Origin of the sequence: Acidovorax bellezanensis, assembly GCF_025421555.1 — a bacterium.
GTDB classification, from domain to species: domain Bacteria; phylum Pseudomonadota; class Gammaproteobacteria; order Burkholderiales; family Burkholderiaceae_C; genus Comamonas; species Comamonas bellezanensis.
In genome coordinates this window covers 95,621-116,872 of record NZ_JAODYH010000001.1, presented here as the reverse complement: position 1 = coordinate 116,872, position 21,252 = coordinate 95,621, and the positions used below count along the sequence as shown (strand labels likewise).

Sequence of the window (21,252 nt, the reverse complement as noted above, 5' to 3'; positions counted from 1 at the left end):
ACGACACCATCGCTGCGGGGCGGCCCTTGCTCGGTATCTCCGCGTTGGAGCGCGCCAGTTTCATGCGTCGTGGGTGGCGCAAGCGTCATGGATGGATGAGCACAGGCGCCGCGCGCTCAGCGTTTTTTCACTTTGGACGGGGTGCCGCCTTTGGGGGCGGTGCGCACTGGCACCTTGTTCGAGCGTGCCGAGATGGCCACGTGGCCCGCGCGTGGCCGTGACGAGGGTGCGGCGGCCGCGCGCAGCGGCAGGAACATGACCACGTCCTGTCCGGCCCGCAAGGCCGCGCTGACCTTGATGTCATTCCAGTCGGCGAGGTTGGCCGTGCTGACGCCATAGCGTTGGGCCAGGCTGGCCAGGGTGTCGCGCTTTTTCGCCTTGACGGTGGTGCGGCGGGTCACGATTTCCGGCGCGAGGGCCAGATGGCCGTTGTCGGCCACATGGCTGGACACATCGGTGAGCATGCTGGCGCTGCGCGGCACCATCAGCGCCGAGCCGGCCTTGATCACCATGCGTGGTGGAATGTTGTTGATGCTCCGCAGGCCTTGTTCACTCATCCCTGTGCGCTGGGCCGCATCGGCCACGGTCAAGGTGGAAGGCACGGTCCACACGGTCCAGCTCGAGTACTGGCCCTTGTCGTAGGCGTCGAGGTTGCGCTGGAACACCTTGGCGTTGTCCCAGGGCAGCAGAATCTGGGGAATGCCGGCGGCGAAGATCACCGGCTTGCTCAGGGACGGATTGAGTGCGCGGAAATCGGACACGCTCACGTCGGCCAGCTTGGCCACCAGTTCCACGTCGATATCGCGCGCCACGTCCACGGCCTGGAAGTAGGGGTGGTTTTCAATCAGCGGCAGCTCGGTGCGGAAAGTCTGCGGCGAGTTCACGATGTTCTTCACGGCCTGCAGCTTGGGCACGTACATGCGCGTTTCGGCGGGCATGTTGAGCTCGGCATAGCTGATGCCCAGACCGGCCTTGCGGTTGCGCGCGATGGCGCGGCTCACGCTGCCTTCGCCCCAGTTGTAGGCGGCCAGGGCCAGGTGCCAGTCGCCAAACATGCCGTGCAGCTTCTGCAGGTAGTCGAGCGCCGCCCGGGTCGAGGCCAGCACGTCGCGGCGGTCGTCGCGGAAGACGTTCTGCTTGAGATCGAAATAAGTGCCCGTGGCGGGCATGAACTGCCACATGCCGGCGGCCTTGGCGCTGGACACGGCCTGCGGGTTGAACGCGCTTTCGATGTAGGGCAGCAGGGCCAGTTCCGTGGGCATGCCACGGCGCTCCAGCTCTTCCACGATGTGGAACAGGTATTTGCTTGAGCGCTCCGTCATGCGCAGGATGTAGTCGGGCCGGCTCGAATACCACTCTTCGCGGTCCTGCACCAGCTCATGCTCCAGATCGGGCATGGCGAAGCCGCGCCGGATGCGCTCCCAGAGGTCGGCGGGCGCAGACAGCGAGGCCACGCCGGGCGAATGGGCCTGCGCGCGTTTGATGGGGCTCAGCGAGCCGCTCGGGTAGTCGGGCGTATGGCTGGAGGAGGAGGACGGGGCGTTGGTCGCATCGGGCGATACGGTGGCGCAGCCAGCGAGCCAAAGCAGGCTGCTGAGCAACAAGGGAGAGAGAAGTTTCATCAAAAAACGTTTTTCCATGCACGCAGGGCAGCAAGTACCTCATGTGCTTGTTGCGGGTGGATACGCGCGTCAAAGCGGTGGGCGCTTGCGGCCACCGCGGCTTGGCGGGTACGAAGAAAGGGGTTGATGCTGCGTTCCAGTCCCATGCGCGAAGGCAGGGTCGGCAGGTCCTGGGCACGCAGCGCCTGGCAGCGCTCCATGTAGTGGAGCAGCTCGGCGTTGTTTGGTTCCACGGCCAGCGCAAAACGCAGGTTGGACAGGGTGTACTCATGGGTGCAGCACACCAGGGTGGCGTCGGGCAGGGCGGCCAGGGCGTCAAGCGACTGCTGCATCTGCGCGGGCGTGCCTTCGAACAGCCGTCCGCAGCCGCCCGAAAACAGCGTGTCGCCGCAAAACACCAGCGGCTGGTCCAGCGCACTGGCGCTGTAATAGGCCACATGGCCGGCGGTGTGGCCTGGGACGTCGATGACTTGCCAGGGGCCGCCGAGCACATCGACCTGGTCGCCGCCTTGCACCCTTGTCACGGGCTCGGGCAGGGTCTCGTTCAGCGGTCCCCAGACCTGGGCGCCCGTGGCCGCGCGCAGCGCCGGCACGCCGCCGACATGGTCGGCATGGTGGTGCGTGATTAGAATGGATTGCAATTGCAGCGCATGGCGCTCCAAAGCCTCGAGCACGGGGGCCGCTTCGCCGGGGTCAATGACCAGGGCATGGCGGCCGTCGTGCAGCATCCAAATGTAGTTGTCAGAAAAAGCGGGCAGCGGCAACAGGTTCATGAGCGACAAAATTATAGGGATGCACCACTGGCTCAATTCCCCTACCGGGCGCTACCTGCTCGACTGGGAGCAGCAGCGCTGTGACGAGGCCGTGGCGGATGTGTTTGGCTACCACAGCCTGCAGCTGGGTCTTCCTATGCTACAGGGCTTGCGCGCCAACCGCATGCCCCATCGTTGGCTGACGGTCGAATCGACCGCTGAAGCCGCTGCATGGGCGCTGCGCGCGCCTGATCCTGAGCATGCCTCCTGGACCACCCAGGCCGTGCTCGAACCCGCGGCCCTGCCTTTCCCCGAAGCCAGTCTGGACCTGCTGGTACTGCCACACACCCTGGAACGCACGGAAGATCCGCACGGCGCGCTGCGCGAAGTCGCACGCGTGCTGGTGCCCGAAGGGCGGGTGGTGATCTGCGGTATCAACCCTGCCAGCTGGTGGGGAATGCAGTCGGCGCTGGCGCCACGCAGCACCCGCTTGCCGGATGCACGCAGCGCCATCGGTTACTGGCGCTTGCGCGACTGGCTGCGTCTGCTGGCGCTGGATGTGGAGGCCGTGGAGTTCGGTTGCCACCGGCCGGCAGTGCAATCCGCGCAGTGGCATCAACGTTGGGGCTGGATGGACGCTTTGGGCGAGCGCGCTTGGCCCATACTCGGGGGCGTTTATTGCGTGGTGGCCATCAAGCGCGTGCCTGGCATGCGGCTGATGGGGCCGGCCTGGCGTCAGCGGCAGCAGCCGGCTGGCGCATCGGCGCCGCTGGTTCACCGCAGATAGTGTTGAAGTACCCCCGGAGCCGCTACGCGTCTTCCCCCTGAGGGGAACGACATCCTCGCTGCGGGGCGGCCCTTGCTCGATGTCTCCATGCTGGGACATGCCGGTTTTAGGGGCTGCGGATGGTGCGAGCACCATGAATAGTTTTAAAGGAAAGAACGTTGAATCAAGTTGTGATCTATACCGATGGTGCCTGCAAGGGCAACCCCGGACCGGGTGGCTGGGGCGTTGTGATGCGTGCCGGTGCGATGGAGAAAGAATTGTTTGGCGGCGAGATGGGTACGACCAACAACCGCATGGAAATGCAGGCCGTGATCGAGGCGCTGTCCGCGCTCAAGCGGCCCTGCGACGTGACCCTGTTCATCGACAGCCAGTACGTGCTCAAGGGCATCACCGAATGGATTCATGGCTGGAAGGCCAAGGGCTGGCGCACGGCGTCCAAGGAGCCGGTGAAGAATGTCGAGCTCTGGAAGCGGCTGGATGAACTGGTCGCCAATGGCGGCCACCGCATCGACTGGCGCTGGGTCAAGGGCCACGCCGGCGACCCGGGCAATGAGCGCGCCGATGCGCTGGCCAATATGGGCGTGGAAAAGGCCATGGGCCGGCGCTGATCAGGCATATTTCCCTGTCAGTCCTCCATCCACCAGAAGTTCCGTGCCAGTGATGTAGCTGGCCGCGTCGGATGCGAGGAATGCGCATGCTTGCGCCACTTCCCAGGCGGTGCCCATGCGGTTGAGCGGCACCTGCCTGGCTCGCGCCTCTTTCGCCTCATCGAGGTTTTGCGAGAACATATGGGCGACGTTCGCCGCCACGCGTGGCGTGTCGATCAGCCCGGGTACCACCGTGTTGGCACGTATGCCGTAGGGTGCGTATTGCTGGGCAATCATCCGCGTCATCTGGATCACGGCGGCCTTGGTGGTGCTGTAGGCCAGGTGCGGATAGCCCACATAGCTGATGCCCGCCACGGAGGCAATGGAAAGAATGGCGCCACTGCGTCTTTGGACCATGCCGGGCAGCACCTGCTGGCAGGAGAGCATCAGGCTCTTGACGTTGACAGCATGGATGCGGTCCAGATCCTCCGCGCTGGTTTCCATGGGGCCGCCGGTCTTGCCGATGCCCACGTTGTGGTGCAGCACATCCACCTGGCCAAAACGCCCGTGGATGTCCGCGAAGCACTGCGCGATATCGGTTTCCACCGCCATGTCCGCTTCGTAGGCGCAAGCCTGCCCGCCTTCCTCATGGATGAGGCGCACGGTTTCCTGGGCGGATGCATGGTCGCGATCCAGGACGCACACCTGAGCGCCCAGGCGGGCATAGGTGAGGCAGGCCGCGCGGCCTATGCTCCAGCCGGGCGCCACGGAACCCCCGCCGGCCACGACGACGATGCGTCCCGAGAGATCGGTGGGCAATCCCGGGACGGATGGGGTGGGGGCATTCATGGCGGGGCTCACTCCTGCTTGGCGCCAGGGCGCACGAAAGGAATCGCATGCTCGACCGTATCCCAGATGAAGCGGCCCGAGGGATTGTTCTGTTCTTCCACGATGTGGGCCACCAGCCCGGCAGCACGCGAGATCACCGCAAAGCCGCGCATGACATTGGTCGGAACTTCGATTTCACCCAGCAGCGCCGCCACTGCGCCGGTGGCGTTGAGGGTGATGGCCCGACCGGCGGCCTCATCCACCGCCTTGGACAGCGTCTCCAGCGCACGAATGCGGTGGCCCTGGAGTTCATGCTCGGCCTTGCCCATTTCCAGCAGCTTGTAGGCACGCGGGTCGACCGGCTTGTGCAGATGGTGGCCGAAGCCGGGCACCGGGCTCTTGAGTGCCTTGTATTCCCGCGCGATGGCCTGCGCTTCGGCGTCGGCATCCGGGGCGGCGAGGATGCGATCCAGCAGCTTGGAGCAGTTTTCCATGGTGCCCACAAAAGAGCTGCCAACGGCGAGCAGGCCCGCGGACACCGCGCCTTGCAGGTTTTCCGGCGCGCTCATGTAAATCAGCCGCGCGGCGATGGCGCTCGGTGTCAGGCCGTGCTCCATCAACACGATGAGCACGACGTCCGTGATGCGCAAGTCCACCGGGCGCGGCGTGCGGCCCAGAATCTGCATCAGCATCACTTCGGTGAACGTCTTCTTGCCCATCAGATCCTCCACCAGGTTGGAGTCTCCATAGGTCAAGCTGGTGAGGGTGTGCGTGCAGAGGCTGGTCGTGGGGATGGTCTTGGTGGTCATGTTTTGTCTCCTGTTTATTCGTTGTGGGCCAGTGCCATTTCGCGCACGGCGGTTTTCAGCACCTTGCCTACCGGTGAACGCGGCAGGTCTTTGTGGAAGTGAATGCGCTTGGGGGTTTGCACCGGTCCCAGGCGCTCGCGCACGAACGACACCAGCTCCGTCTCCGTCGCGCTCTGGCCGGTTCTGAACTGCACTGCGGCCTGTACGCTTTCTCCCCATTTGTCGTCCGGGATGCCGAATACGGCGCACTCATGCACTGCGGGGTGCTGGGCCAGGGCGTTTTCCACTTCGATGGGATAGACGTTGAAGCCTCCCGTGATCACCATGTCCTTCAGGCGATCCTTGAGGTAGAGGTAGCCGCGCTCATCGAACATGCCCCGGTCGCCCGTGTGCAGCCATCCATCCACCAGCGTCTCGGCCGTCTTTTCCGGCAGCCGCCAGTAGCCAGTCATGACCAGCGGACTGCGGGCGACCACCTCGCCGACTTCCCCTGCGTCCAGGATCCGGCCCTCGGGCGACATCACGGCGACGTCGCTGAACCAGGTGGTGCGTCCCACGGCGGCCCAGTTGCATTCCTCCTCGAAATCGTCGGAGCGCATCACGGTCAGGATCTGGGGTGCTTCGGTCTGTCCATAGGTGGTGCCCAGCACCGGGCCGAAAAACGCACGCACTTCGCGGACCTTTTCCGGCGGCATGGGTGCGCCCCCGTAGATCAGGCGCTTGAGCTGCGGAAAGTCGTCGCGCGAGGCTCCGGGCAGGCCCATCAGCATGTAGACCAGCGTCGGCGGCATGAAGCACACCGTGCCGCCGCGGTGCTTGAACGTTGCCTGGACCGCCTGGGCGCCCGTTCCGTCCATGATGACGTGACAACCGCCCTGGGCCAGGATGGGAAGAATGTACGTGGACGTGCCATGGGTGATGGGCGCGGCCATGACATAGCGGTCATGCGCGTCCAGCTCCCAGGCCTGGATCTGATTCACGATATTGGCCATCCATGCCCGGTATGGCTGCATCACGCCCTTGGGCGTGCCTGTGGTTCCGCCCGTGAATTTGATGGCTTGCGTGGCGTCGTCCGGCAGTTCGAAGTGGGGCATGGGCGCCTGCGCATGGCGCTGGCAAAGGCTCTCCAATGTCATCGCCTGTGCGTCATTCCCGCCGATCCACACGCGCTGTGCGGTCTCGTCGGAAACGAGGCTGGCGCAGTCCGATTCCACGACGAGGATGCTGGCCTCGATGGTGTCGGTGATGCGGCGGATCTCCGGTGGCGTGCTCTTGGGGTTCAAGGGCACCCACACCTTGCCGCAAGCCAGCACCGCCAGCAAGGCAACGATGTGGTCCGCGCTGTTGGTGGCACAAATGCCCACGCGCGACTGGGGCGCCGGGTCCAGTTGCGTGAAGGCGGCGGCCACGGCACGGACGCGGCTGGCCAGCTCCTGGTACGAAATGCCGCGCTCAGGCGTGTCGATGGCAATGCGCTGCGGCCAGCGCTGTGCCGCGCGCCAGAAAAAATCGATGGGATACATGGTTTCTTACCTCTGGGAAAACTTATTCCGCCTTGGCGCCCGAAGCTTTGACGACTTCATTCCAGGCGCTGATTTCGCTGGCGACGAACTTGCGCATCTCGTCTGGAGTGCCTGGCGTCGGGGTTGCGACCATGGCCGCCAGACGCTGCTTGATGTCCCCGTCTGACAGGGCCTTGTTGAGTGCCGTGTTCAGGCGTTGAATGACAGGCTGGGAGGTGCCCATCGGCGCGGCCATTCCGAACCAGGACTGCACTTCGAAGCCGGGAAATCCGGATTCGGCCACCGTGGGGACGTTGGGCAGCAAGGCCGAGCGTTCGCGGCTCGTGATGGCAATGGGGCGCAGCTTTCCGGACTTCACGTGGGGCATGGCCGAAGGCGTGTTGTCGAACATCGACTGCACCTGCCCGCCCAGAAGGTCGGTGACCGCGGGCGCGCTGCCGCGGTACGGGACGTGCAGCATGTTCAACCCCGTCTTCATCTTGAACATCTCGCCAGACAGGTGGATGGACGAGCCGCTGCCGGAGGACGCAAAGGTGATGCCCATGGGCGTCTCCTTGGCGAACTTGATGTACTCGGGCAGGCTGTGTACGGGCAGGCTGGGATTGACCACCAGCAAGTTGGGGATCTTGGCAATGAGTCCTATGGGCTCGAAGTCCTTGACCGGCTGATAGCCCAGCTTGCTGTACAGCGACGCATTGATGGTGTTGGCAATCGTGAACACGTAGAGCGTGTAGCCATCGGCAGGTGCGCGGGCCACCACTTCCGCGCCGACGTTGCTGTTGGCGCCGGTTCGGTTCTCCACCACGACCGTCTGGCCCAGGTCTTCCCCCATCTTGTTGGCCACGAGACGCGCGATGACATCCGTGGCGCCGCCGGCCGCATAGCCGACGACGAGCTTGACGGGCTTGGTGGGCCAGGCATTTCCGGTCTGGGCGAAGGCCGGGGCTGCAAAGGCTGCGAACATGGCCGAAGAAACGACAATGCTGAGAGTTCGGCGCTCAAATATTTGCTTCATGGTGTCTCCTTGGAGTGGTTTTTGCTTCGAATCGGCACAGTGCTGAAGCCCTCTGGCAGCGCGTGCTATGGCCTTGATTATTTCCAGCGACCTTCAATTTCATGCAGCAAAACGTCCACCCTGCGGACAAAACTCACTCTGGGAAACCCTGCCCTGTCGATGAAAGCAAAACGCTGACACGGGGCCTGGCGCTCATGGATGCCATCCTGGCGGGCCCTGAGGAAGGGCTGCGCGTTGTCAGCCTGTGCCGGCAGACCGGCCTGGAGCGGGCTACCGTCTATCGCCTGCTGGCTGCATTGCAGGAGGCGAACTATGTGCGACTGGTTTCACGTTTCCACTACGGATCAGGCCCGCGATGGAATGCCTTGGCACAGCCCAAACAGCTGCGAGAAGACCTCACGGTGCAGCTGAAAGCCGTTCTGGCCCAGGTCAGCAAGAGTTGCGGCGATGCCGCCTTTGCCGTGGTGCGTGACGGCGGCCTGTCCCATTGCATTGCCCGCCAGGTGGGGGTTCATCCCGTGCAGGTGCTGGAAATCCAGGTGGGTACGCGGCAACCCCTGGGGGTGGGGGCTGCAGGTCTGGCGTTGCTGTCGGCACTGTCGGATCGCGATGTCACGGCCGTGATCGATTTGAACGAGGCGGCCTTGCCGCTTTTCCGCGGAATGACGCCGGAGCGTCTGCGGATGATGGTGACAGCCGCACGCGAACGCGGCTGGGCCGTGATCGGCAACCATGTCACCCATGGCGTGCTTGCCGTTGGCATGCCGGTGTATGACAAGGCGGGGGATGCCATCGCAGGCATCAGTGTCGCGACGACGGAAGAGCGTATGCCCAAGGACCGCCAGCGGCAGATTGTCCGATTCATCCGCCAGGCGCTACGCAGCAACGGTTTTACGGCGTATTGACCGCCATGGCGCCAGGTCGGGCGTCTCTCAATCCCGCGGCAGCTTGGCCATTTCCGCATCCAGGCTGGCCGCGTTCTGCGGGCGCACGCTGCGGCCCACTTCCTGGCCGTCGCGCAGAAACACCAGCGTGGGCCAGAGCTTGACGCGATAGCTGCGGCCCAGCGGGCGGCCCGGGCCGTCCTCGACCTTGACGTGGGCCACGTCGGGCCGGTGGTGCAGCGCGTCGCGGATCAGCGGCTGCGCGCCCTGGCAATGGCCGCACCAGGCGGTGCCGAACTCCAGCACGGCATTGCCGCGCAGTGCCTGGATGGCTTCAAGGGACGGGGCTTGGGCGAGGTGCTGGTCCTGGTAGGGCATGGGCGGGTTCCTGGTGATGCTGGAAGTGGGCGTCGGGGCCGGTCAGGGCTCGGCGGTCTGGATCTGGTTGCGTCCGGCCTGCTTGGCGCGGTACAGCGCCTGGTCTATGCGCTCTATGGCATCGGACAAGACCTGCTCGGGGGCGACCTGGCCGACGCCCGCGCTGAGGGTCACGGACAGGGGCAACAGGCCGTCGCAGGCCTGCTGCACGCTGCGCCGACAGCGCTCCAGCGTCGCGACGGCGCTGCTGGCGTCGCAGCCGGGCATGACCAGCAGAAACTCTTCGCCGCCCCAGCGAATGATCTTGTCGTCCGAGCGCAGGCAGGAGGCGATGGTACTGGCCACTTTGGCCAGCACCTTGTCACCGGTCGGGTGGCCGAAACTGTCGTTGACCTGCTTGAAATGGTCGATGTCCAGCAGTGCCAGCGACAGCGCAGCGCCACGCGCGCGGGCCTGGGCCACGGCGCTCTCCAGATGCAGGCTGCCGGAGCTGCGCGTCAGCGCGCCGGTCAGGCTGTCGTACTGCAGCTGTTCGCGGAATGCCTGGTCGGCCATGACCCTGGCGGTGATGTCGCGCAGGATGCTGACATAGTGGGTCAGCTCGCCCTGCAGGTTGTGCAGCGGCGTGATGCTTTCTTCGCAATGCACTTCCGTGCCGTCCTTGCGCCGGTTGATGAAAACCGAGCGAAACGGCAGGCCTTGCTGCAGGCGCTTCCACATCGTGGCGTAAAAATCCGGGGAATGCTGGCCGGACTGGGCGATGGAGGGCTTGTGGCCCAGTATTTCCACGGGGCTGAAGCCGGTGATCTTTTCGTAGCCCCGGTTGGCGAACTCGATGATGCCCTGGGGATTGCAGATCAGCACGCCGTCTTCGGCCGCGTCCAGCGCGCGCGCGAAGACCGCCGCGGCATCCTGGGCCGTGGCCAGCGCGCTCAAGTCGTGCTGTACCGAGACGAAGTGGGTGATGCGGCCGCTGGCGTCGCGCACCGCGGAAATGTTCCACTCCAGCAGATAGGGCGAACCGTCCTTGCGGTAGTTGAACGTCGAGCCCTTGAAGAACCGCCCGTCGGCGAGGCAACTGCGCAGTTCGGCGATGACTTGCGCCGAAGTCTGCGGGCCCTGCAGCATCCTGGGGTCGCGTCCCAGCAGCTCATGCAGCGCGTAGCCGGTCATGCGGCACAGCGCGGGGTTGGCATAGACGATGCGGTGGTCGGTCTCGCCCGCGTCGGTGATCATCACGGCATTGAACGCCTGGTCGATCGCCTGCTGCAGCAGGGCCGGCAGCGGGTCCGGTGGGGCGGCGATGGGCGGCGGGCGGACGTCGCGGGAGTGCATGGCGGTGCTCTGGTGCTAGGGCGTGGTGTCAGAAGGCGCCGTCGAACATCAGCACGTCGACCGGATCGCCGGCCTGCACCGTGGCCTGGTCATGGTGCAGAACGATCAGGCCGTTGGCCTGAAGCATGGAGCTGAGCACGCCCGAGCCCTGGTGGCCCGTGGTGCGTACCTGCAGGCTGCCGTCGGCGGCCGTGCTGACGATGCCGCGCTGGTATTCGGTGCGGCCCGGGCGTTTGTGCAGGGTTTCGCTGCAGGCCGCGCGCAGCAGGGGCTGGGGGCGAGCGCGGCAGCCCATCATTCGCAGCAGGGCCGGACGCACCAGGGCGATCAAGGTCACCATGGCCGCGACCGGGTTGCCGGGCAGGCCGAACAGCAGGGCGCCGGCTTCGTCGCCCGCCTGGCCATTGACCAGGCGGCCCACGGCCATGGGCCGGCCGGGGCGCATGGCGATGCGCCAGAACGCCACTTCGCCCAGGCGCTGCAACTGCTGGCGCAGGTGGTCGGCATCGCCGGTGCTCGCGCCGCCGCTGGTGATGACGACGTCGGCTGCACTGGCAGCGCGCGTGAGCGCCGCGGACAGCTGCGCGGGGTCGTCGCGCACGGGCGGGCCTTCGATGACTTCCACGCCCAGCCGGCGCAGCAGCGCGCAGACCGTATAGCGGTTGCTGTCGTAGACGGCGCCGGCACGCGGTGCCTCGCCCGGACTGAGAATTTCGTCGCCGGTGGAAAAATACGCCACGCGCAGCCGGCGCAGCACGCGCACCTGGGCCAGGCCCAGGCTGGCGAGCAGGCCCAGCGCAGCCGGCGTCAGCCGCTCGCCCTGGGCCATGGCCAGCGCGCCTTGTTGCAGGTCTTCGCCGCAGCGGCGGCGGTTGGCGCCGGGCTGCAGCAGGTCGGGCGCCAGCAGGATGGCGCCGTCCGCATCCTGCGTGGTGAGCTCCTGGGGTACGACGGTGTCCAGGCCCGGCGGCATGACCGCGCCGGTCATGATGCGCAGGCACTCGCCCGCCTGCAGTTCGCCTTGCCAGGTGGCGCCGGCCAGCACGCGTCCGGCCATGCGCAGCCGCAGGCCCTGGCCGGGTCGCAGCTGGTGGCCGGCAAACGCGTAGCCGTCCATGGCCGAGTTGTCGTGCGCCGGCACGTTGATCGGCGAGACCAGGTCCTGGGCCAGCACCCGGTCCAGGGCGGCGTCCAGCGCCAGGGTTTCGCTTTCCTGCAGGGGCTGTACCAGCTGGGCCAGAAAGGCCTGCACGCCGTTCACGTCCATGGCCTCGGGGTCATAGCCTTGCAGGCGCTCGGCAATCTGGGACAAGGTGGGCGGGAGGGTCATGGGGTCTGCTCCAGGGCGTGCAACTCGTCCAGGGTGTTGGCATTGGCAAAAGCCAGGGGATCGTCGCCGGGCAGGTCAAAGGCCACGGTATGGCAGCGATGCTGCGCGGTCCAGGCGTCGATCTTGCGCCCACCCGCCTGGGTGAAGCGCTGCAAGCTGCTCAGCAGTGAGGCCCGCAGCAGGCAGAACACCGGCTGGGCGCGCAGCTGCAGCCGGCCCTGGGCGTCGGCTTCGGGCCCGGCCGCCAGCACGATCTCGGCATCCGTGGCGGCCGCGGCCTGGGCCAGGCGCTGGGCCAGATCCCGTGGAAACAGCGGCGTGTCGCAGGGCACGGTGAGCAGCCAGGGGGTGCTGCAGTGGTCCAGTCCGGTGAGAAATCCGGCCAGGGGACCGGCGTAGCCGTCCAGGCTGTCGGGCCGGACCGGGACGCCGAATTCGGCGTAGCGGTCCAGGTGGCGGTTGGCATTGAGCAGGCAGGGGCCTACCTGGGGTGCGAGGCGTTGCAGCGCATGCTGGGCCAGGGGCAGGCCGCGAAAAGGCTGCAAGCCCTTGTCCAGGCCGCCCATGCGGGTGCCGCGGCCGCCAGCCAGTACCAGGCCGGTGATGTCGTGGAGGTCAATCATGGGAGTGCAGGCGCAGCGGGCCGGCCCGGACGGGCCGTCAACCGCCGATATAACTCATTTCAATGCGCCGGCCCGGGCTGGCCGCGCTGGGCGGCAGGCTGCTGCGCAATTCCGAATAACGGTCGCTGCGTCCCTGCCACAGCGGGGCGATGGCCGCGGCCAGATCGGCATCGCTGACGCCGCTGCGTAGCAGGCCGCGCAAATCCCAGCCCTGCGAGGCAAACAGGCACAGAAACAGCTTGCCCTCGGTGGACAGTCGGGCGCGGTTGCAGTCGTGGCAAAAAGCCTTGGTGACGCTGCTGATGAAGCCGACTTCGCCCAGCTGCGGGTCATGCTCGCCCAGCGCATTGGCATAGCCCCAGCGCTCGGCGGTTTCCCCCGTGCTGCCGGGTGCCAGCGGCACCAGCGCGAATTCGGACTGCAGGCGTTCAAGCACCTGGGCCGAAGGCAGGACTTCGTCCATGCACCAGCCGTTGGTCGCGCCCACATCCATGTATTCGATGAAGCGCAGGGTCACGCCCGTGCCGCGGAAGAAGCGGGCCATGGGCAGGATCTGGTCGTCATTCGTGCCGTGCTTGACCACCATGTTGACCTTGATGCGCGCAAAGCCCACGGCCTGCGCGGCTTCAATGCCGGCCAGCACGTCAGTGACGGGAAAATCCACATCGTTCATGCGCCGGAACACGGCGTCGTCGAGCCCGTCCAGGCTCACGGTCACGCGGTTCAGGCCGGCGTCCTTGAGCGCGCGCGCCTTGCGCGCCAGCAGCGAGGCGTTGGTGGTGAGCGTGAGGTCCGGCGCCAAGCCGTCCACGGTGCGCAGCGCCGCGAGCTGGGCCACCAGCGCTTCGAGGTTCTTGCGCAGCAGCGGCTCGCCGCCCGTGAGGCGGATCTTGTGCACGCCGTGGGCCAGGAACTGGCGGGCCAGGCGCGTGATCTCCTCGAAGCTGAGCAGGGCGCTGTGCGGCAAGTAGGTGTAGTCCTTGTCGAACACCTCCTTGGGCATGCAGTACTGGCAGCGGAAATTGCAGCGGTCGGTGACGCTGATGCGCAGGTCGCGCAGGGGTCGCCCCAACTGGTCCAGCAGCAGCCCCGTAGGGGCGCTGGACAGCAGCGGCACAGCCGCCGACAAAAATGTCGCGCGCTGGTCTACCAGGGGGATTACTCGTTCAGCCATAAGGGCATTCTGCCGCATTCCGGGCGCCGCTTGCGCCTGTCAACGGCATGCCCGACCACAGGGGTGGGCACAGGGCGCTTGCGATCACCGCTCGCTGGCGGCCGAGGCGTCCGTCGCCGGCGGGTTGGCGCGGCGTGCGCTGGGCGTCCAGTGCACAAATTGCGGGTAATGGGCGGCCACGCCCGGGCCATTGAAGTCCCAGCCCAGGCACTGGCCCAGATGGCGCGGCGGCTGCTCCGGGTCGTCACTGGAGAAAACGTGGGTGACCGACTGGAACGCGGCCGTGGCCATGTTGAACAGCAGTTCGCGCAAATGGGTGCAGCTGGCGACACCGCCCAGATGTTCCTGGATGGACTTGCGCCAGCCGCGCGCCATGCTGCAGCCGACCATTCTTTGCAAGGCGGCGGCGGCTTCGGGGCAGTGGCCCATGGGGTGGGAGTCCATGGAGACTTCGATGCTCTGCACCTCCAGGGCGGTGTTGATCGTGGTGCGAATCCACATGTGGTGGATGGCCGTGCCTGCGGCTACGCGGCGGTTGTTCGAGAGGTTCAGGTCGACGGCCTTGCTGTCGTGCAACTCGCCTTCAATGTCCCAGAGACCATCGGGACGTAAAAAACTGCGAAAGCGTACATCGCGCAGGTGTTGAGGGCTGCGGCCGGAAATTTCTGTCAGAGGCATCGTGGATTCAGGAGAGCAAGGCGGCGGCTACACAGCTACCGTATCCCCTGACCGTAGCGAACAATGGCCATGGAGGCAAGCCCTGGCTGTCCGGCATCGCTTGGCGTCCGGGCATTGCACCGCGGCCCGGGGCAGGCGCAGCGCGTGGGTAAGCGCCGCAGAGCGTCTGAAAAGACCACACCCGCCGCCGCCGGGCCGCCCCAAGGCGGTGACAGCCCCCTTGGGGGGCAGCGCCGCTACGCGAAGCGAGCAAGCGTGGGGGTCATTTCATCAAGCAACTTTCGCGCAGCCGGGGCAGGTCCAGGATTTCGAGCTTGCCCCGATAAAGGCGTATCAGCTCGCGTTGCTGCAAGTCCTGCAGTATCTGGTTGGTGGTTTGGCGCGACAGTGCCAGCATGCGTGCCAGCTGCTCTTGCGACAGGTTGAGCGTGCGGCGCGATTGCGTGGTGTCGAGTCGCAGGCCGTAATCTTCGGCCATGGTCACCAGCCGGCGCGCCAGGCGCTGGGGCGCGGCCAGCAAGGATTGCTCTTCCAGGGTGATCCAGGCCTGGCGCAGCTTGTGCGTCAGCAGCAGCGCCATCGAGCGCCAGTGCTCGGGATGCTGGTCCAGCCATTGCAGCAGTGCTGCCTGGGGGATATACGCCACGCAGCTGGGCTCGGTGGCGTGCACGTCATGCGAGCGAACGTCGCGGTCGAACAGCGATGTTTCGCCAAACCAGGCCGGGGGTTCCAGCAGGGTCAGCAGGGAGCTGCGCGCGTGGCCCCCACCGACGGCACCGGAAATGCCCAGGGTGCCGCGCAACACGGCGTACAGACCTCCGGGCGGATCGCCGCGCAGGTACAGGGCTTCGCCGGTCGCCAGTTGCTGGGTCCTGGCCAAGCCCGTCAACTGCTCGGACAGCGCCCGCGGCAGCTCATGGAACCAGCGACCCGAACGCAAAATGATCAGGTGTTCCGGCAGCAGGGCGGAAAAATGGGTGGAAGGCGCTTGTGTCAGCATCACGACAGACGTGGCGAGGGATGGGCACCACCATATTGACGCACGCTTCCACTTTTTGCTGCCTCATGAAAACCCTGATCGACCAATTGTCCCTGTACGCCGAGTACCACCGCGACCCGCGCAACGTGCTCACGCACTTCATCGGCGTGCCCATGATCTTGTGGGCGGTGGTGATTCTGCTGTCGCGGCCTGCCCTGGCCATGGGCGGCGTGGCGCTGAGTCCGGCCTTGTTCGCCGCGCTGGCTGCCGCCGGGTTCTACCTGCGGCTGGACCGGCGCTACGGCCTGTGCATGGCGGCCCTGCTGGCGCTGCTGCTGTGGTCGGGCCAGTGGCTGGCGCAGCAATCGCTGGCCCTGTGGCTGGGCACGGGCCTGGGCCTGTTCGTACTGGGCTGGCTGATCCAGTTCGTCGGGCATTACTGGGAAGGTCGCAAGCCGGCATTTTTCGACGATGTGGTCGGCCTGCTGGTCGGGCCCCTGTTTGTGCTGGCCGAGATGGGCTTTGTGCTGGGCCTGCGCCGCGAGGTGCAGGCCAGCATGCAGGCGCGCGTGGGCCAGACTGCCGGCAGGTGAATTTGCGGCTGGCATGGAGGGCGTATCGGGGCTGCGCCTAAAATCGGGGCCAATCCCGCTGTGGACCGCACATTTCACTCAACTCAATATCACCATGTCCCTCGACAAAGTCTCCCCTGGCAAGAATGCTCCCGACACCTTCAATGTGGTCATCGAAATCTCGGCCAACGCCGCACCCGTGAAGTTCGAAGTGGACAAGGAATCGGGCGCGATTTTCGTGGACCGTTTCATGACCACGGCCATGCACTATCCCACCAACTACGGCTATGTGCCCCAGACCCTGTCGGGTGACGGCGACCCGGTGGACGTGCTGGTGATGACGCCTTTCCCACTGCCACCAGGCGTGGTCGTGCCTTGCCGCGTGCTGGGCATTCTGATGATGGAAGACGAAGCTGGCGTGGACGGCAAGGTGCTGGCCGTGCCCACCGCCAAGATACTGCCTTCGTACAGCAAGATCGAATCGATCGCCGACGTGCACGAAATCACGCTGGCCCAGATTTCCCACTTCTTCGAGCACTACAAGGACCTCGAAAAGGGCAAGTGGGTCAAGGTCCAGGGCTGGCAAGGCGTGGACGCGGCCAAGAAGGAAATCGTGGACGGCATCGCCAACTACAAGGGCTGAGTCGCACCGCCATGGCCAGGTGCCCCTGTTTCCTCCCGGCATCGAGCGGGCGTGTGCACCAGGCCTGAGGCCGTGAAAAGTTCCAACAGCGTGCTGTCAGCAATGACAGCACGCTGTTTTGATTGGGGCATGTTCGACCGGTGAGCGACGGTGGGCATGTGGACGTTGTGTGGCAAGCGAGCTAAGCGAGACAGACATGAAATTGGCAGATATGCGCCTGGGCATGAAGCTGGGACTGGGATTCTTTCTGGTGGTGTTGCTGACCGTGGGCGTGGGTGGGCTGGCGCTGTGGCAGCTGCAGAAATTGCAGGCAACGGCCCAATACCTGGGCGGACATTCCGTGCAAAGCGTGTCGGACACGGGCAATATCCGTGTCCAGTGGAACCGCATGCGGCGCCTGGACAGCGGCCTGCTTGCCGTCAAGAGCCTGGAAGAAGTCAACGGCCTGGCGTCGCGTGCGCAGGCCATCTACCAATTGCTGGAACCGCTGGAGCGTTCGTATGTCGCGCTGGAGCGCAGTAGCGAAGAGCGCGCCTTGATGGCCGAGTACAAGGCCGCGCGCAAGACCTATGTCGACAGCCACAACGCCTTGTTCCAGGTCGCCAAGGACAAGGATTTCAGCCTGACCGAGCAGGACGCTTTGCTCGGCGATCCCGTGATCAATCTGTACAACGGCGAGTCGGAAGCCGCGTTCACGGCCATCGTCGAAGCGGCTGCCCGACTGAGTCAGTTCAGTCAGCAAAGCGCGCAGCAGGCGCAGCAGTCGGCCAGCGCCGCCTATGACACCGCCAAGTGGTGGCTGGTAGCGGGCGTGGGCCTGAGTGCCCTGATCGCGGCCCTGTGCGGCGCGCTGGTGACGCGCTCCGTGACCCGGCCGGCGCAGCGCGCGGTACAGGCCGCCAACCGCATTGCCCAGGGCGATCTGTCCCAGGTGATCGTGGTGGGCAATCAGGACGAAATGGGTGCCTTGCTGGAGGCTTTGCAGCGCATGCAGTCCAGCCTGGCGCAGACGGTGAACCGCGTGCGCGGCAATGCTGAAAGCGTGGCCACGGCGAGCGCGCAGATCACTTCGGGCAATAGCGACCTTTCGGGGCGCACGGAAGAGCAGGCCAGCGCGCTGGAAGAAACCGCGGCCTCGATGGAGCAGCTGGGCTCGACGGTGCGGCAGAACGCCGACAACGCGCGCCAGGCCAACCAGCTGGCGCTGAGCGCCTCGACGGTGGCCGTGCAAGGCGGTGACGTGGTGGCCCAGGTGGTGGGCACCATGAAGGGCATCAACGACAGCAGCCGCAAGATCGCCGACATCATCGGCGTGATCGACGGCATCGCTTTCCAGACCAACATCCTGGCGCTGAACGCCGCCGTGGAAGCGGCGCGCGCGGGCGAGCAGGGCCGGGGCTTTGCGGTGGTGGCCAGCGAAGTGCGCAGCCTCGCGCAGCGCAGCGCTGAAGCCGCCAAGGAAATCAAGGGCCTGATCATGGCCAGCGTGGAGCGCGTGGAGCAGGGTTCCACGCTGGCGGACCAGGCCGGCGAGACCATGACCGAAGTGGTGAACGCGATCCGCCGGGTGACGGACATCATGGGCGAGATCAGCGCGGCCAGCAGCGAGCAGAGCACGGGCGTGGGACAGGTGGGCGAAGCCATCGTGCAGATGGACCAGGCGACGCAGCAGAATGCGGCGCTGGTGGAGCAAAGCGCGGCCGCGGCCGACAGCCTGCAGCGCCAGGCCCAGGAGCTGGTTGATGCCGTGGCGGTGTTCCGACTGGGGTCTGACGCGCAGGTCGGGGCAGAGCGCGGCGCGGCGCGCGTACCGAGCCCGCGGCCTCAGGCCCGTGCCGTGGCCAGCCCTGCGGTACGGCGGCCGGCGGTCAGGCCCCAGCCTGTGGCGGCGTCGACGGCACCGGCCCTGGCGCCGGCCTCGGTGGCCGGCGGGCGCAGCCCTGCCGAAGGCGACTGGGAGTCGTTCTAGCCATGTGACCGGCCGCCAGGCGCGGGGTGAAAACCCTTGCCGTTTGGCGTAGTCATGGAATTTAGTGACAATATGTAATTAGACCTGTTAAGTCTCCGTTGGCCCCTGTGTGCACACCCATGGTCTGCGCGCCGGGATCCGGGCTGGCGCTGCTTTGCATTGCCCGTGTACCTCGGTACCCCAGGCGCTATCAACCCAAGGGAATCACCATGCTTTCGAATCTTTCCTCATCGGGCGCCATGCGTTCGCGCACCTCTTCCCACTCCGCAGCCCAGGTGGCCAAGGCCGAGTTTCTGACGTTCCAGCTGGGCAAGGAGGAGTACGGCATCGATATCCTGCGGGTGCAGGAAATCCGCTCGTACGAGACGCCCACGCGCCTGGCCCATGCGCCCGATTTCATCAAGGGCGTGGTCGATCTGCGCGGCGTGATCGTGCCCATCGTCGACCTGCGCATGAAGCTCGGCTGCCCCACGGTCGAGTACACGGCGTTCACCGTCGTGATCATTCTCAACGTCGCCGAGACCGTGCTCGGCGTGGTGGTGGACTCGGTGGCCGACGTGGTCAACCTGCCACTGGACGCCATCCGTCCCACGCCCCAGTTCCAGTCCCTGGTCGATGAATCCTTCATCAAGGGCATTGCCAATGTGGACGAGCGCATGCTCATCGTCATGGACATCGAAGCGCTGCTGAGCTCGGCCGACATGGGTTTGCTCAAGGCCGCGGTGGCCTGACACCGCCGCTTGCCTGCCAGGGCGGCGGGCAAGCCATCCGATCCTTGCAGGATCGGCACTTTGCGGCGCAGCGGGTTTTCCGCCTGCGACCGCTGCGCATCAGTTCTCGCGCCCCCCCTTTTTTGACGTTGATCGCACAATGGCACAGTGCCGGCCTGGGGCTTCTTCGTCTCCGGTAGAGTGTTGACACAATTCATTACATTGACCCCGGGCTTACAGCAAACCGGGGCGAACTATCAGAGACAAACCATGCGCTTCGCTCATTTGAAAATTGGTACACGCCTGACCTTGGCGTTTTCGGTCATTTTGTTGATCACCGCCGCCATCGCCGGCATGGGCGTATGGCGCCTGGAAGCGCTCAAGGAAGCCAACCAGACCATTGCCACGGTCGGAATGCAGCGCAGCCTGCTGGCGCAGCGCTGGGCCTCCGCGGTCGAGATCAACTGGGTGCGTACCTCCGCCGTGATGCGCAGCAGCGATCCGGTCTATCTCGCCGCCTTGAAGAAGAACATGGCGACAGCCTCCGAGTTCGTGAACCAGGCCCAGCAGCAGCTCAACACCCTGGCGCGGGACAGTGGTGAGAAGGCCTTGATGGCGGAAGTCGCCAAGCAGCGCAAGATTTACTCGGATTTTCGCGCGGAGCTGCAAAAGCGCCAGGCGCAGGGCGACGATGTCACGGGACCCTTGATGTCCGAACTGCGCCCTCTCGCAGACAGCTACCTGAAGTCCGTGACCGACGTGGCCGATGACGCGGCCAGGAATCTGGCCGCAGTGCAGGCCGCCGCCGATGCGTCCGCTACGACCAGTCAGGTCGTGCTGGCCGTGGGCGCGGGCCTGGCCTTGCTGGTGGGCCTGCTGCTGGGCGTGCTGGCCACGCGTTCCATCACCCAGCCTATCCGCCGGGCGGTCGACGTCGCCGATGCCATCAGCAACGGTGACCTGACTTCGGACATCCGCATCGTGGGCAAGGACGAGACAGCCCAGCTGTTGCAGGCCCTGTCGGTGATGCAGGGCAACCTGGCCCGCATCGTCTCCAATGTGCGCCAAGGCTCCGAGGCGGTTGCCACGGCGAGCGCGCAGATCGCTTCGGGCAATAGCGACCTGTCGGGCCGCACGGAAGAGCAGGCCAGCGCGCTGGAAGAAACCGCGGCCTCGATGGAGCAGCTGGGCTCGACGGTGCGGCAGAACGCCGACAACGCGCGCCAGGCCAACCAGCTGGCGCTGAGCGCCTCGACGGTGGCCGTGCAAGGCGGTGATGTGGTGGCCCAGGTGGTGGGCACCATGAAGGGCATCAACGACAGCAGCCGCAAGATCGCCGACATCATCGGCGTGATCGACGGCATCGCTTTCCAGACCAACATCCTGGCGCTGAACGCCGCCGTGGAAGCAGCGCGCGCGGGCGAGCAGGGCCGGGGCTTTGCGGTGGTGGCCAGCGAAGTGCGCAGCCTCGCGCAGCGCAGCGCTGAAGCCGCCAAGGAAATCAAGGGCCTGATCACGGCCAGCGTGGAGCGCGTGGAGCAGGGCTCGCAGCAGGCGGACCAGGCCGGCGAGACCATGACCCAGGTGGTGAGCGCGATTCGCCGGGTGACGGACATCATGGGTGAGATCAGCGCGGCCAGCAGCGAGCAGAGCACGGGCGTGGGACAGGTGGGCGAAGCCATCGTGCAGATGGACCAGGCGACGCAGCAGAATGCGGCGCTGGTGGAGCAAAGCGCAGCCGCGGCCGACAGCCTGCAGCGCCAGGCCCAGGATCTGGTCGAAGCCGTGGCGGTGTTCCGCCTGGCCCAGGGCAGCACCGCAAGCGCGCGCCCGACCGCTCAGCCGCGTCCGGCCCAGCCTGCGCCTGTGCGCAAGCCCGTGGCCGCCAAGGCGGCTGCGGCCGCGCTGCACGCGCCAGCGCTAGCGGTGCCGCGCAGCGTCAGTTCCCGCGGCCAGCCGACGAAGGACGCGACCAGCACTTCCGCTGCGGACGACTGGGAAAGCTTCTAAGCCGGGTCCATGCCGACACCAGCCGCCTTCGGGCGGCTTTTTTC

21 protein-coding genes are annotated in these 21,252 nt (G+C 66.0%); 8 read left to right on the top strand and 13 right to left on the bottom strand.

All coding sequences use genetic code 11. From position 1 onward, the window contains the following. Nucleotides 1–116 precede the first annotated feature (116 nt). Entirely contained in the window at nucleotides 117–1,622 is a 1,506-nt protein-coding gene (locus N0K08_RS00525) for a transglycosylase SLT domain-containing protein (RefSeq protein ID WP_261498040.1), read from the bottom strand. After that, on the bottom strand, nucleotides 1,622–2,395 hold the full coding sequence (gene gloB / locus N0K08_RS00520; protein ID WP_261498039.1) for a hydroxyacylglutathione hydrolase: 774 nt from the start codon (nucleotides 2,393–2,395) through the stop codon (nucleotides 1,622–1,624). Before gloB ends, N0K08_RS00525 begins: the two co-directional genes overlap by 1 nt. Nucleotides 2,396–2,414: 19 nt before the next feature. Here gloB and N0K08_RS00515 point away from each other — a divergent pair, with 19 nt between their 5' ends. Together N0K08_RS00515 and rnhA are read left to right on the top strand one after the other, a co-directional pair. Further along, complete coding sequence (locus N0K08_RS00515) at nucleotides 2,415–3,161, top strand: class I SAM-dependent methyltransferase (RefSeq protein WP_261498460.1); 747 nt, start codon at nucleotides 2,415–2,417, stop codon at nucleotides 3,159–3,161. Nucleotides 3,162–3,319: 158 nt separating this feature from the next. Next, entirely contained in the window at nucleotides 3,320–3,769 is a 450-nt protein-coding gene (gene rnhA, locus N0K08_RS00510) for a ribonuclease HI (RefSeq protein ID WP_261498038.1), read from the top strand. On the opposite strand, the gene N0K08_RS00505 is transcribed toward rnhA, so the two are convergent. Genes N0K08_RS00505 through N0K08_RS00490 form a run of 4 tightly spaced genes read right to left on the bottom strand, consistent with a single transcriptional unit; the run spans nucleotide 3,770 to nucleotide 7,923 of the window. Then, nucleotides 3,770–4,597, bottom strand: coding sequence for an SDR family NAD(P)-dependent oxidoreductase (locus N0K08_RS00505; RefSeq protein ID WP_261498037.1), 828 nt, complete (start codon nucleotides 4,595–4,597; stop codon nucleotides 3,770–3,772). 8 nt (nucleotides 4,598–4,605) lie between these two features. Then, nucleotides 4,606–5,385, bottom strand: coding sequence for a citryl-CoA lyase (locus N0K08_RS00500; protein WP_261498036.1), 780 nt, complete (start codon nucleotides 5,383–5,385; stop codon nucleotides 4,606–4,608). A gap of 14 nt (nucleotides 5,386–5,399) precedes the next feature. Further along, nucleotides 5,400–6,908 carry a class I adenylate-forming enzyme family protein gene (locus tag N0K08_RS00495; RefSeq protein WP_261498035.1) on the bottom strand — a complete coding sequence of 503 codons (1,509 nt, stop codon included), beginning with the start codon at nucleotides 6,906–6,908 and terminating at the stop codon, nucleotides 5,400–5,402. A gap of 22 nt (nucleotides 6,909–6,930) precedes the next feature. Further along, nucleotides 6,931–7,923, bottom strand: coding sequence for a tripartite tricarboxylate transporter substrate binding protein (locus tag N0K08_RS00490; protein ID WP_408642880.1), 993 nt, complete (start codon nucleotides 7,921–7,923; stop codon nucleotides 6,931–6,933). A 101-nt stretch (nucleotides 7,924–8,024) separates the two neighbouring features. Between N0K08_RS00490 and N0K08_RS00485 the strand changes: the two genes are divergently transcribed. Beyond that, entirely contained in the window at nucleotides 8,025–8,828 is an 804-nt protein-coding gene (locus N0K08_RS00485; RefSeq protein ID WP_261498034.1) for an IclR family transcriptional regulator, read from the top strand. A 27-nt stretch (nucleotides 8,829–8,855) separates the two neighbouring features. Here the strand turns inward: N0K08_RS00485 and N0K08_RS00480 are convergent, their stop codons facing one another. The 7 genes from N0K08_RS00480 to N0K08_RS00450 all read right to left on the bottom strand — a co-directional run bounded on the left by N0K08_RS00480 (nucleotide 8,856) and on the right by N0K08_RS00450 (nucleotide 15,325). Then, nucleotides 8,856–9,185 carry a thioredoxin family protein gene (locus tag N0K08_RS00480; protein ID WP_261498033.1) on the bottom strand — a complete coding sequence of 110 codons (330 nt, stop codon included), beginning with the start codon at nucleotides 9,183–9,185 and terminating at the stop codon, nucleotides 8,856–8,858. A 42-nt stretch (nucleotides 9,186–9,227) separates the two neighbouring features. Next, nucleotides 9,228–10,520 carry a sensor domain-containing diguanylate cyclase gene (locus N0K08_RS00475; protein WP_261498032.1) on the bottom strand — a complete coding sequence of 431 codons (1,293 nt, stop codon included), beginning with the start codon at nucleotides 10,518–10,520 and terminating at the stop codon, nucleotides 9,228–9,230. Nucleotides 10,521–10,548: 28 nt separating this feature from the next. After that, complete coding sequence (moeA, locus tag N0K08_RS00470) at nucleotides 10,549–11,850, bottom strand: molybdopterin molybdotransferase MoeA (RefSeq protein ID WP_261498031.1); 1,302 nt, start codon at nucleotides 11,848–11,850, stop codon at nucleotides 10,549–10,551. Continuing rightward, entirely contained in the window at nucleotides 11,847–12,473 is a 627-nt protein-coding gene (gene mobA, locus N0K08_RS00465) for a molybdenum cofactor guanylyltransferase MobA (protein ID WP_261498030.1), read from the bottom strand. Before mobA ends, moeA begins: the two co-directional genes overlap by 4 nt. 37 nt (nucleotides 12,474–12,510) lie before the next feature. Beyond that, nucleotides 12,511–13,647, bottom strand: a complete 1,137-nt coding sequence (moaA, locus tag N0K08_RS00460; protein WP_261498029.1) for a GTP 3',8-cyclase MoaA — start codon at nucleotides 13,645–13,647, stop codon at nucleotides 12,511–12,513. Nucleotides 13,648–13,731: 84 nt separating this feature from the next. Continuing rightward, nucleotides 13,732–14,325 (bottom strand): DUF2889 domain-containing protein, encoded by a 594-nt coding sequence (locus tag N0K08_RS00455; RefSeq protein ID WP_261498028.1) that lies wholly within the window; start codon nucleotides 14,323–14,325, stop codon nucleotides 13,732–13,734. A gap of 262 nt (nucleotides 14,326–14,587) precedes the next feature. Further along, nucleotides 14,588–15,325, bottom strand: coding sequence for a Crp/Fnr family transcriptional regulator (locus N0K08_RS00450; RefSeq protein WP_261498027.1), 738 nt, complete (start codon nucleotides 15,323–15,325; stop codon nucleotides 14,588–14,590). A 65-nt stretch (nucleotides 15,326–15,390) separates the two neighbouring features. Here N0K08_RS00450 and N0K08_RS00445 point away from each other — a divergent pair, with 65 nt between their 5' ends. The 5 genes from N0K08_RS00445 (at nucleotide 15,391) to N0K08_RS00420 (ending at nucleotide 21,208) form a co-directional block, all read left to right on the top strand. Further along, nucleotides 15,391–15,897: an Mpo1 family 2-hydroxy fatty acid dioxygenase gene (locus tag N0K08_RS00445; protein WP_261498026.1), complete on the top strand. Its 507-nt coding sequence runs from the start codon at nucleotides 15,391–15,393 to the stop codon at nucleotides 15,895–15,897. A gap of 94 nt (nucleotides 15,898–15,991) precedes the next feature. Continuing rightward, the gene (gene ppa, locus N0K08_RS00440; RefSeq protein WP_261498025.1) at nucleotides 15,992–16,519 is read left to right on the top strand and encodes an inorganic diphosphatase; all 528 of its coding nucleotides are present in this window, start codon (nucleotides 15,992–15,994) and stop codon (nucleotides 16,517–16,519) included. 196 nt (nucleotides 16,520–16,715) lie between these two features. Beyond that, nucleotides 16,716–18,488, top strand: a complete 1,773-nt coding sequence (locus tag N0K08_RS23225) for a methyl-accepting chemotaxis protein (RefSeq protein ID WP_315967981.1) — start codon at nucleotides 16,716–16,718, stop codon at nucleotides 18,486–18,488. 239 nt (nucleotides 18,489–18,727) lie between these two features. Beyond that, nucleotides 18,728–19,219 carry a chemotaxis protein CheW gene (locus N0K08_RS00425; protein WP_261498458.1) on the top strand — a complete coding sequence of 164 codons (492 nt, stop codon included), beginning with the start codon at nucleotides 18,728–18,730 and terminating at the stop codon, nucleotides 19,217–19,219. A 249-nt stretch (nucleotides 19,220–19,468) separates the two neighbouring features. Beyond that, nucleotides 19,469–21,208: a methyl-accepting chemotaxis protein gene (locus N0K08_RS00420; protein ID WP_261498024.1), complete on the top strand. Its 1,740-nt coding sequence runs from the start codon at nucleotides 19,469–19,471 to the stop codon at nucleotides 21,206–21,208. Nucleotides 21,209–21,252 lie beyond the last annotated feature (44 nt).